This window comes from Helicobacter labacensis (assembly GCF_003660285.1).
In the GTDB taxonomy this organism is placed as follows: domain Bacteria; phylum Campylobacterota; class Campylobacteria; order Campylobacterales; family Helicobacteraceae; genus Helicobacter; species Helicobacter labacensis.
On record NZ_QXQQ01000019.1, the window covers coordinates 22364 to 32764 of the forward strand.

The following is a 10401-nucleotide window of genomic DNA, read 5'->3' on the forward strand; positions in this document are numbered from 1 at the left end:
TATAATCGGAGGTGCGCTTGCGTAAGTGGATTGTCTTATCTCTAGTTATAAGCTGGCATGAGTGCGGGGCACACCCTAAAGATGGGGTGTTTGTGGAGGGAGGTTTGATGACGGGCATGCTAAAAAGTGTGGAGTATATCCAGCATAACCCTTTTTGTGGTCCCTCTATTTTGTGCACTGAGGCGATCATGCAAAATGCCTCCCCTTTATTCACTACAAGCGATGTTACTAGCCCCATCACACGCTTTAGCACCACCGCGCCCGTGAAGATCACTTTGGGGAGCAAGGGCTTGCAGATTGAAAATTTTCTGCCCTACACACTGAGCAATATTGACATTTACATGCAAACTCCCCAGGGGCAGGTGAAAGTCGCCAGCGTGCAATCCTTGCCTAAATTCACCCAAACCTATGTCAACCCTAATCTCTTGGGTGCTTTAGCCAATGCGCCTGCTGACGCGCAATTTAGTGTCAAACCCACCCCCCAATCAGACCCCACCACCACGCGCGTGCTGGACGCTCTAAGCCAAATTAGCGTGGACTTGAATTTGAGTTTTGCTAAAGCCCCTGATGCCAAATGGCTCACCCCCACCCCTAAGCAGGCTGAGGAACTCACCGATGCGATGCTCAATCTCACCGCTTTATTGAGCTCAAAAGCCTTTGGGGACGCGGTGCTAAATGCTCCCTTTCCCTTTTACAACACCTCCAGCGGACAACCTGTCATCTCTCCCCAAAAGGTGCTAGAAACCTACCGCGCCAAAGCGAATTTGCAGCTGGGGATTTTGAGCCCCAAGGCAGGAGAGAGTAGAATAGCGGGTTTGGGGGGACCGGGCATATTAGGGGTGCAACCCTATTTGATCAACCCCAAGAGTGCCTCTATTTGGACAAATTATCAAAATGGCTCCGCGTTGCCTATGGAGGTGATTTTGCACGAATTCGGGCACACCAAAAACTATGGGCATGATGGCAACATGACCTATGGCAAGAATGGGACGGGTTTAGTGGAACTAGGAATCAAAGCATGGAAACAATTAGGGGAGACCAACCAACTCCCCATTAATTACGATCAAATCGCCCATGTCCCTAACCCTATTTATAACTCTAGCTTTGTGCGCGCCCTCTCTAACGCCCTGCCCTCCGGGGGCACAAGCGCGGATGCGATGGTGGGCTTTGATCTAAAAAGCGGTTACCAGCAGTATTTTAACGATGTGGTGGGTTTAGCCTACTATGGTATCCTCAAGTATAATTTCTCTAAGCGGATGGGTTATATCAAGACGATCTCACAAGTGGGGCTTGGAGTGGGCACGGATTTACTCTTGGATTTTAAGACCACTTATAAAACCCAACGCACCCGCAAACACAGAGCGACTCATCTGGCTAACAAGAGCCTAAAAAGTGCCTTTGGGAGTTTTATTGGCTTGCGCGCCCTATGGGATTCCTATGTGCTCAATTCTATCTACAAAAGCGCGGGCAACCTCAACGCGGTAGTGGGCTTTAATTACCGCTTTGAACACTCTAAATACAGTCTAGGCGTGTCCATTCCCTTGATTCAAAATCCTTTGAAATTTGGCATCCACAGCAAGAATCTCACAGGGAACATGGTGCTCTACGATGGGGCTAGCCATTTCAATGTCTTTTTCAACTACGGTTGGGTGTTTTAGCTATTTGCCCAAGCAAAATTGCGCAAAGAGCGCATCTAGCACTTCCTCAGTTTGGTAGGGTTTGCTAAGAGTAGCGATGCTCTCCAAAGCGTCTTTGAGGTGGTAGGAAAACAATTCTAATTCTAGGGTATCTAGAGTGCGACTAGCCTCCTTTAGGTGCGCGATCGTGTGTTCTAGGGCTTGTTGCTGGCTTAAAGAGGTCAAGATGAGATCATCATTGGGGTTATCCTCCAGCAACAGAGGTTGCAACGCATCCTTAAGCAAGGTTAAACAGGGTTCTTTGGTGTTTATATACAGAGGGGGTAGACTTAAAAAGGGCAGGGCATTTAAGATCGCTTGGGTGTCTAGCTGGGGAGGGCAGTCGTTTTTATTGAAGATCACACAGAGCGTTTTAGAGTTTTGGGCTTGCAACAATTCTAAGAGGTGTTGATCTTGGTCATCTAGAGGAGCAGAGAGATCAAAGAGGGCTAAGATCACATCGCTTTCTTGCATACTTTTTAAACTCTTAGCGATTCCTAAGCGTTCTATGGCATCTTCAGTAGGGCGGATGCCAGCTGTGTCTATAATTCTCAAAGAACTCCCATACAGGCTGATCACTTCCTCTATCGTGTCCCTAGTAGTGCCCGCTATTTCGCTCACCAACGCGCGTTCCTCCAAAAGCAGGGCGTTTAGAAAGGAGCTCTTCCCCACATTGGGTTTTCCCACAATGCTAAGACGATACCCTTCTAAATGCGCGCCCTTGGATTGAGAAACGCTTAAGGTGTTTTGGAGCGCGCTGAGAGTCTCTTGCAATGTGGTTTGCATGCGTGTGTTTAAATCTAGGGGTAAATCTTCTTCGGCGTAGTCAATGAGCGCTTCTGCGCTGGCTAATAACTCCAATAAAGCACCCCGGATGCGCTTAACAAAGTCTTTTAAAGCCCCTTTGAGTTGTTTAGCCATCGCCTTAGCGTAATTAGCGCTCTTGGCTTCTAAGAGTTTAGCTAGCGCGTCCACTTGGCAGAGATCCATTTTGCCCCCTAAAAGCGCGCGCCTGGTGAACTCCCCATTTTGCGCCAAGATAGCCCCATAATCCAAACAGGCTTGCAAGATCAAGCGCGCCACCACCATGCCCCCATGGCATTGGATTTCTGCAACATCCTCGCCCGTATAACTATGGGGACCTTTAAAATACAGGGCTAGACACAGATCTAAAAGAGTGCTTTGGGTGTCGTAAACAGACACTAAGCTGGCATGTCTAGGGGTGAAATGTGTTTGCTGGCAGAGGGCTTGCAAAATCTCTAGACTTTTGGGACCACTTAGCTTGATGATGGCGATCGCGCCTAGCCCCGGGGGGGTGGCGATAGCCACAATGGTGCTAGAATTAGGGTTTGTGGAAGTCATTGACGACAATGTAGCGTTGGTTATCCGCGTTGCTTTGGCAGGCTACATACTTGTTAGGGAATGTTTCGCGCAGACGCTTCAGGGCAATATGGAGCAATAAACCATCTAAGGGCTTGGTCTTGGCTTTCCCCACTTCATGCACCACCATGATCACACTTTGCAGGTAATTCTCCATAATCTCTTCTTGTTTCTTTAAGAAGTGTGCCACCTCTAGACGGATATTATAGCCGTATTTGGGATGAATCCAATTGAAGAGCAAGTAGGACAAAGCGTTGTAGCGGTAACCCTTTTCCCCGATGAGCAAGGCGCAATCCTCCCCATTGATCTCAATCAACAAGGTCTTAGGATCGTAGAGTTCCACTTGGATAAAATCAATATGGTAGGGGATACGCGCCAATAGCGCGCGGACTTCATTTTGGATTTCTGTAATTTTAGAGTGGGGATCGCTAGTTGGCTCAGGTGGTGGGGGTGGGGGGGGTTTTAGTTTTTGGCACACTTCTATAATAGCCTGCTTTTTGCCAAAGCCCAAAAAGCCCTTGGAGGGCACTTGGATCACCTCATATTGCAAATCTGAGATCAAACAATCCAACTCTGTGGCGGCTTTGAAGAGAGCTTCCTCTAAACTATCGGCGACAACGCTTTTCATCTTAACTCTTATGCCTGTGTTCTTGAATCTCTTTTGACTTCTTTTGTTCTAACACTTGGTTAATGAGCCATTGCTGGAGAATAGAAAACACATTGTTCACCGTCCAATAGAGCACCAACCCGGCCGGGAAAGTGATCAAAAAAATCGTGAAAAACACGGGCAACATTTTGAAGATTTTAGCTTGGGTGGGATCGGTGATGGTATTGGGGGTGAGGGCTTGTTGGAGATACATAGAAATCCCCATTAACAAGGGTAAGATAAAATAGGGGTCCATTAAAGAGAGATCGTGAATCCAAAACATCCAACCCGCGCTTTTGAGCTCAACAGCGTTGTAAAGCACGCGGTAAATAGCAAAGAACACCGGGATTTGTAAGATCAAGGGCAAGCACCCCCCCAAGGGGTTAGCCCCATGCTTTTTGTAAAGTTGCATCATGTGCATTTGCAATTTTTGTGGATCGCTCTTGTATTTCTCTTGCAACTCTTTCATTTTGGGGGTGAGATCCTTGAGCTTTTGCATGCTCACCATGCCCTTGTAACTCAGCGGGTAGAGAATGATGCGCACAACCAGCGTCAACAAAATGATTGCCCAACCCCAATTATGCGTATAGGTGTGCAAAAAATCCAAAAGCAAGAACACGGGGCGGGCAAAAAAGGTGATCATGCCATATTCCACCACATCGGTGAGCATGGGCGCGATGGTTTCTAGGTGGCGGTAATCTTTAGGACCAATGTAGCCATGCAAATTGGCATCCCCCTTTAAAGAAATGAAGGGCAGGGGGTTCTTTGTGCCCGCTTGGCTGTCTATGATGATCTCTAGGGGGGTGTTAGAGAAAAATAAAGTGGTGTAGTAGCGATCCACGCTAGCCACAAAGGCGATATGGCTAAAGGATTTGGCTTGTTTAATATCCCCATCTTCTATTTTGTCAATCTTTTGATCCAGAGTGCCTAATAACACCCCGTGGAAAGCATACCCGTCCGCATCAGCCACCGGGCGACTCCCATTAGAGAGAAGATAGGTGCTATTGGCATTGGGGGTTTTGGGGGTGATCTCTAGTTTGAGATCGTAACTCAAATTGGCATGGAAAGTTAAGATTTTTTTAACCACCACACTAGAGAGCTCTTGAGTGAGGGTGAGATTTTGTGCGCCCTTTTCTAAATTGAGATCGCTTATCGAGGCACTATAGGGGGTTTTAAAGGCTTCTTGATTGAGTTGGCTGTCCACAAATCTAATTTCTAAGGGCTTGAGCGCGTCTGGACCCAAGAGGGGGAGTTTGCTCAAGGGTTCTAAGGGTTGCTTGCTAAGTCCCACCAAGCGTTTGGCATGTTCTAAAAAGCCCTCGTCTTTGTGGGTGGTGAATTTCTTGTCTTTGAGATACATTTGGGCAATGCGCCCAAGATGGTCGATCTCAATCTCCATAGAGGGGGCATGCACGCGCGCGATGATGGGCGCGCTTTTCTGTGGGGCTTTAGGGGTGGTGCTTTCTAGAGCGATGTTGGGCGCGCTGGGGGTGCTAGGCGCGCTGTTTGCTTGTAGGGGGGGAGTATTAGGTTTGGAGGGGGCAAAAAAAATAGCTATAAAGGCTCAAGAACACAAAGGAGAGCGCGACAGCCAAGATCAAACGAAGATTATTGTCTTTCACTAGAAACCTTGAGAATATAGTAAGGAATAAAAGTGTTAGGGTGTTTGGGGATTAAAAAGTAAAGGGGTGTGATGGGCGCGCTGAATTTGGGTTGCAGGGGTTTGGAGCCTATGGGGTAATCTATCCCGCCTTGGCAATAGGGGTTACAGGCTAATAGGCGGCGCGCGCTACGCCAAAGGGCTTTATCTAGGCGTTCGTGCTCTAAGAGCCAAAGCGCGTAAGTCGAACAGCTAGGGTAAAAACGGCAACAAGAGGGTTTGAGAAAAGAGAGTGCTCTATAGAGGCGCAAGAACATTTTGAATATCTTCATTTAGAGCCCTTGAGGCGTTTTTCCAGACATTGCAAAATATGCGCGCGCAAGGTGGCGTAATCTAATTGCACGACCCCCACCTTAGCCACAAAGATAATGGCTTGGGGGATTTTTAAAGGGGCATTGCGTAAAATCGCGCGCACGCGCCGTTTGATCAAATTTCTCTGCACCGCATTGCCCACCTTTTTAGACACACTCAAGCCTAATAAGAGCCCATGCGCGCCTAAAAATCTTTGGTGCAAGGGTTCTAGGGGGAGACAATAGAGCATAAAAACCCCACGGTGCTTTTTAACACCCTTCTTATAGACATAGTTAAACTGGCGCGTGGTTTTTAAGGACTGCACCATCAAAGAGCGAGCTGTCTTCTCCCCTTTGCCCTTCTAGCTTTGATGACCTTACGCCCATTCTTGGTTTTCATGCGCACTAAAAAACCATGCGTGCGTTTTCTAGGGGTGTTATGGGGCTGGTAAGTGCGTTTCATGTGTGTCCTTTAAAATTTTCAAAAGGGCTACTTTAGCGCATATTGGCTAAAAACTATCTAAACTAGCGTTCTTGATTCTTGTCTTCAACCAAAATATAGAGCTCATTGAGCTTATTGGTTTGCAAGAGATCCACCACTTTCACAAAGCTGTCCAAATTGCTGTTTTTATCGCCCTGCAAAATAATGGGGGTGTCCTTGGCGTAGCGTTTCACGGCTTGTTTGAGCGTCTCAAAGCTCACTTTGCGCTTGTCTAGGTAAAATTCGCCCTTGTGCGAGATGGCGATATTCACCTGCTTTTTGTTGAGCACATCTTGGGATTTATCCGAACTTTGATCCACCTTGGGGATATTAATGGGGAGTCTGGAAGTGGTTACAAAAGAAGCGGTGGTGAGCACAATCACCAAGAGCACCAACATAATATCAATGAAGGGCACCACATTCATGGAGTCGATTTTTTTCATCTTACTCCCTAAAAATCCGTGTCTAGGCGGTTATAACCGGTGTCCTGTGTAGCAGGGTGGTGGTAAATATCCCACTTGGTGGCGATGATCTCACTTTTGCGCACCAACATGTTGTAGATCACCACAGAAGGAATCGCCACAATCAAGCCCATGCCCGTAGCCTTGAGTGCGAGCGCAAGCCCTACCATGATCGCCTTAGTGTCCACAGAACCGGTGTGCCCCAATTCAATAAAGGTGAGCATAATCCCGGTTACCGTGCCCAACAAGCCTACATAGGGCGCGTTAGAGCCAATGGTCGCCACTAAGGTTAAACGGCGGTGCAAGTCTAATTCTAGTTTGCGCTTGTCGTTGTAGTCGTCCACGCGCACGGTGGCATAAAACCACACCCGCTCGATCCCTATGGCGATCACGATCACGGATAAAAACGCCAAAAACCCTAAAATCCCATAATCGATCATTTGCTTTATCATAACATCTTGCATCAAGACCCCTTTGAATGATTTTTGAGCGCCATTTTCGCGTCCATTTCCAACGCTTTCTTTTTCATGCTCTCTCTTTTATCGTAAAGTTTTTTTCCTTTAACCAAGGCCACCTGAAGTTTAGCTTTATTTCTATGGTTGAAATAGAGTTTCAAAGCCACAATGCTCAAGCGTTGTTGCCCTACCTCTTGGGACCATTTGGCAAGCTGTCTTTTGTGCAGGAGCAATTTACGCGCGCGCATCTCCTCGGGCTTGTAATAGGCATTGACCGTCTGCAAGTGCGCGATGTGCATGCCAAAGACAAAGGCCTCGCCCCGCACGATCCTAACAAAATTATCCTTGAGATTCACCCGCCCCGCCCTAATGGCTTTAACTTCACAGCCCACCAACACGATCCCCGCCTCCAAACTTTCCAAAATTTCGTAGTCAAAAAAGGCTTTTTTATTGCGTGCGATCTCTTTCATATCCCCCCTTTGGGCGCAAAAAACCCGCTCCCACTCCCGCTAAAAAACCACTGGGGACCCAATCTAGCCTCTAACTCTCTTAACTCTGGGGTGATTTGCAATGCCGGGGCTAGCAAGTCGTTGAGCGCGTCGCGTGGGTGGGTTTGCAATAGGGCTAGACTAGGGGTGCGCTTGAGTGTGGGGATATCAAGAGGAGTAGAGCGCTCAAAGGCACGATAGATAGCTTTTGTGGAGCAGGCGATCTTGGGGGCGTATAACTCCAGGTCTAAAAGGGGCTCTTCAAAACCCTGCACCACCTCTCCAAAATGACTCACATGCGCGCTTTTAAACCCTGAGATGAAAAAATTCACATCGCTCCCCACGCGCGCCCCAATTTGGTAGAGCTCCTCTAAGCCAAGACCTAGGTTTAAATGCGTGTTAATCGCGTTTAAAAACCCCCCCGCATCCGCGCTCCCCCCCCCAAAACCCGCTTGGCTAGGGATGTGTTTTTCTACCTCTATTTGCAAACCCTCCAAGGCTAAGTCCCCTTGCTTTTTATCCTGCCAATAGGCTTTTAGAGCCTGCCAAGCCTTGAAGATTGTGTTTTGCTCTAAGGGGCAATCAAAAGCACCCTTGAGGCTAAACTTAGAGGCGCGCTTGACTTGGATATAATCCTTAAAGCTATTAGCCACCAGCACCAGCCTAGAGTCAAGCAGGTGGTAGCCTTGTTCACAACCACTGATTTTCAAAAAGATATTCACCTTGGGGCAAACTGCAAAGCCAAAGGGATTCACTTCAATTTGCCTAGCTGGATAGTCTTCCCCATGTTGGCTAACACCTCTTCGTTCACGCTTGCTGAGGCGCGCTTGTTCTCTGTGGCGATGGCTTCTTTGAGTTCAGAGCGTAAAATCAAAGTGTGCGCGGGGGCTTGAAACCCTAACTTGACACTCCCCTTGTCAATGGAGATGATCTTGATGTGGATATCCTCCCCAATCACCACCCCCTCGCCTAGCTTTCTGGCTAAAATTAACACCGCTACCTCAATGTGCGCTAATTTGCACACTCTCCATCACATCGCCCTGTTTGAGAGAATCTAGCACTTTGAGGCTCTGCGCGTCCTCAATCTGCCCAAACACCGTGTGCTCCCCGTCCAAATGCGGTTGGGGCGCAAAACACAAGAAAAATTGACTCCCCCCCGTGTCGCGCCCGGCATGCGCCATGGATAAAGCCCCCCTCTTGTGTTTGTGCGGGTTATTTTGCACCTCGCACTTGATGCGATGCCCAGGTCCACCCATGCCACTCCCATAAGGGCAACCCCCTTGGGCGACAAAACCGGCGATCACGCGGTGGAAACTCAAGCCATTGTAAAAGCCCTCTTGGGCTAGAGTAGCAAAATTGCTCACCGCTTGGGGCGCGTCCTTGCCAAATAAATGGATCTTGATCGCGCCTTTATTGGTGTGAATCGTGGCGTAATTATAGGTGTCTAGCACATGGGGTTCAAGATCATAGGTTTTGAGTGCTTCCATAAATCCTCACTAGGGTTAAAAGATTCGAGCATTTTACCGATTTCAACTTAATTTATTAAATGGGGTATGTATGCGAGCACTGGTGATCGCGCTTTTGGGGTTATGGCTGGGCTTGGGGGTGTTGCAGGGGGCTGAAGTGCTTAACACCTCGCTTATCCATAGGGCTAAGAGGGCTAAAGCCAAAAAACCCACCCCCTCTAAAAAGCGCAACCCCAAGCTTGCAAAGCGCGCCACCAAAGCCCCCACAAAACCAATAAGCCCCAAAGCCCCCAGCGTCTCGGCGCGTTGGATCTACAGCAGCGCGTTTCTAACCGTTTATTTTAGCGATGGGCATTACAAACAGGGCTATGGCTTGTTATTGCAAAATGGGAATTACTTGAGTGTCGCTAGTTTAGTGTTCGATGAAGGCATGTATGCCCAAACCATCATGGCTAGAATGCAAGATGACAGCGCGCCCATGCTCATCTGTGTCGCGCGCCTGCATGTCAAGGCTATCGATCACAACCGCGGGCTTTCTTTATTGGGCACTTACAGCTTCACTAACGATTATTGCCAAACACGCCCAGAGAGTTACTACCACGCACGCATTTATAAGAAATACGCCCAAGACCTCCTAGCCTACAGCCATGCGCCTAACACAAACACACTCTACTACCCCCAGGTGGATTCCAAGGACGCGTTTGAAGTCCAACGCCTGCATAACTTCCATGACCCCAGCTTGCAAAACCTCCCCCTTGGTCGCCCCCTTTTCAACGCTCAGGGGGTTTTTATGGGGGTGCTAGATGGCAACCAAGACAAACTCAAGGTGATCAAAAGAGGGGTAGTGCTAGACTTCCTACGCGCCTTACAAAAACGCCGATTGCTCTAGACAGTATTTGGATTCACGCTAGAGTTTCAATTTGGTTATTCTAGCTAAAGCGCAAACCACATTTTTCCAATTTTTGGTGCCAATGCTATTTTGGCTAATGGTCTTGGGTAGTTAGTGGAAAAGCATCGCTGATATGGTGTTCTAAAAAGCTTAAAGGCGCGCCAAAGGTAAAGCCACCGATAAAAGCGCGCTAAATAAAAGGTTAAGGCTTTTAAGTCCTATGGCTAGGGGTTTTAAAGGGCAATTTGGGGCATAATCTGTCCTCCTTTTTAATCTAAACCACCACACGGGTAAGACGAGGGCAAAACAAGAGGGCTTGAGATTAAAGTCTAACTCAGTGGCTAAAGTCGGCACACAGAGTCCATTTTTTAAGAGTAAGGTCTTTGGCACATTACAAAGAAGGGGGGTGTTTTTCTAAATGTTTTTGCAACGCCAAGCATAGCGCATTATTAGACTTAAAGACTTGGACTTGTTGGTGTATCTTGCGGTATAGACAAGGGATATGATCT

At 47.9% G+C, this 10401-nt stretch carries 14 protein-coding genes and 1 pseudogene; 2 read left to right on the plus strand and 13 right to left on the minus strand.

What is annotated here, in order from left to right; genetic code table 11:
* The first annotated feature begins 17 nt into the window (after nt 1-17).
* Entirely contained in the window at nt 18-1658 is a 1641-nt protein-coding gene (locus tag EAO33_RS06445; RefSeq protein WP_162982225.1) for a porin family protein, read from the plus strand.
* Here the strand turns inward: EAO33_RS06445 and mnmE are convergent, their stop codons facing one another.
* The 12 genes and pseudogenes from mnmE to EAO33_RS06505 all read right to left on the minus strand — a co-directional run bounded on the left by mnmE (nt 1659) and on the right by EAO33_RS06505 (nt 9024).
* Nucleotides 1659-3038, minus strand: coding sequence for a tRNA uridine-5-carboxymethylaminomethyl(34) synthesis GTPase MnmE (gene mnmE / locus EAO33_RS06450; protein WP_120945954.1), 1380 nt, complete (start codon nt 3036-3038; stop codon nt 1659-1661).
* Complete coding sequence (locus EAO33_RS06455) at nt 3019-3684, minus strand: Jag N-terminal domain-containing protein (protein ID WP_120945955.1); 666 nt, start codon at nt 3682-3684, stop codon at nt 3019-3021. Before EAO33_RS06455 ends, mnmE begins: the two co-directional genes overlap by 20 nt.
* A gap of 1 nt (nt 3685) precedes the next feature.
* Nucleotides 3686-5324 (minus strand): annotated as a pseudogene (yidC, locus tag EAO33_RS06460) (membrane protein insertase YidC).
* The gene (gene yidD, locus EAO33_RS06465; RefSeq protein ID WP_120945956.1) at nt 5311-5634 is read right to left on the minus strand and encodes a membrane protein insertion efficiency factor YidD; all 324 of its coding nucleotides are present in this window, start codon (nt 5632-5634) and stop codon (nt 5311-5313) included. The pseudogene yidC and the gene yidD overlap by 14 nt, the downstream one beginning before the upstream one ends.
* A complete protein-coding gene (gene rnpA / locus EAO33_RS06470) occupies nt 5631-5981 on the minus strand; it encodes a ribonuclease P protein component (RefSeq protein ID WP_205589523.1) in 351 nt (116 codons plus the stop codon). The genes yidD and rnpA overlap by 4 nt, the downstream gene beginning before the upstream one ends.
* The gene (gene rpmH, locus EAO33_RS06475; protein ID WP_120945957.1) at nt 5981-6115 is read right to left on the minus strand and encodes a 50S ribosomal protein L34; all 135 of its coding nucleotides are present in this window, start codon (nt 6113-6115) and stop codon (nt 5981-5983) included. Before rpmH ends, rnpA begins: the two co-directional genes overlap by 1 nt.
* Before the next feature lie 62 nt (nt 6116-6177).
* Nucleotides 6178-6576, minus strand: a complete 399-nt coding sequence (locus tag EAO33_RS06480) for an ExbD/TolR family protein (protein WP_120945958.1) — start codon at nt 6574-6576, stop codon at nt 6178-6180.
* Between the two features lie 8 nt (nt 6577-6584).
* A complete protein-coding gene (gene exbB / locus EAO33_RS06485) occupies nt 6585-7043 on the minus strand; it encodes a TonB-system energizer ExbB (protein ID WP_205589524.1) in 459 nt (152 codons plus the stop codon).
* 14 nt (nt 7044-7057) lie between these two features.
* Nucleotides 7058-7519 (minus strand): SsrA-binding protein, encoded by a 462-nt coding sequence (smpB, locus tag EAO33_RS06490; protein ID WP_120945960.1) that lies wholly within the window; start codon nt 7517-7519, stop codon nt 7058-7060.
* Entirely contained in the window at nt 7516-8292 is a 777-nt protein-coding gene (locus EAO33_RS06495; RefSeq protein ID WP_120945961.1) for a 4-(cytidine 5'-diphospho)-2-C-methyl-D-erythritol kinase, read from the minus strand. The genes smpB and EAO33_RS06495 overlap by 4 nt, the downstream gene beginning before the upstream one ends.
* On the minus strand, nt 8289-8531 hold the full coding sequence (locus tag EAO33_RS06500; RefSeq protein ID WP_120945969.1) for a carbon storage regulator: 243 nt from the start codon (nt 8529-8531) through the stop codon (nt 8289-8291). The genes EAO33_RS06495 and EAO33_RS06500 overlap by 4 nt, the downstream gene beginning before the upstream one ends.
* A 7-nt stretch (nt 8532-8538) precedes the next feature.
* Nucleotides 8539-9024, minus strand: coding sequence for a peptidylprolyl isomerase (locus EAO33_RS06505; protein WP_120945962.1), 486 nt, complete (start codon nt 9022-9024; stop codon nt 8539-8541).
* A gap of 70 nt (nt 9025-9094) precedes the next feature.
* Here EAO33_RS06505 and EAO33_RS06510 point away from each other — a divergent pair, with 70 nt between their 5' ends.
* Nucleotides 9095-9892, plus strand: a complete 798-nt coding sequence (locus tag EAO33_RS06510) for a hypothetical protein (RefSeq protein WP_120945963.1) — start codon at nt 9095-9097, stop codon at nt 9890-9892.
* Between the two features lie 150 nt (nt 9893-10042).
* Here EAO33_RS06510 and EAO33_RS06515 read toward each other — a convergent pair whose 3' ends face one another.
* Nucleotides 10043-10246: a hypothetical protein gene (locus EAO33_RS06515; protein ID WP_120945964.1), complete on the minus strand. Its 204-nt coding sequence runs from the start codon at nt 10244-10246 to the stop codon at nt 10043-10045.
* Between the last annotated feature and the right edge of the window lie 155 nt (nt 10247-10401).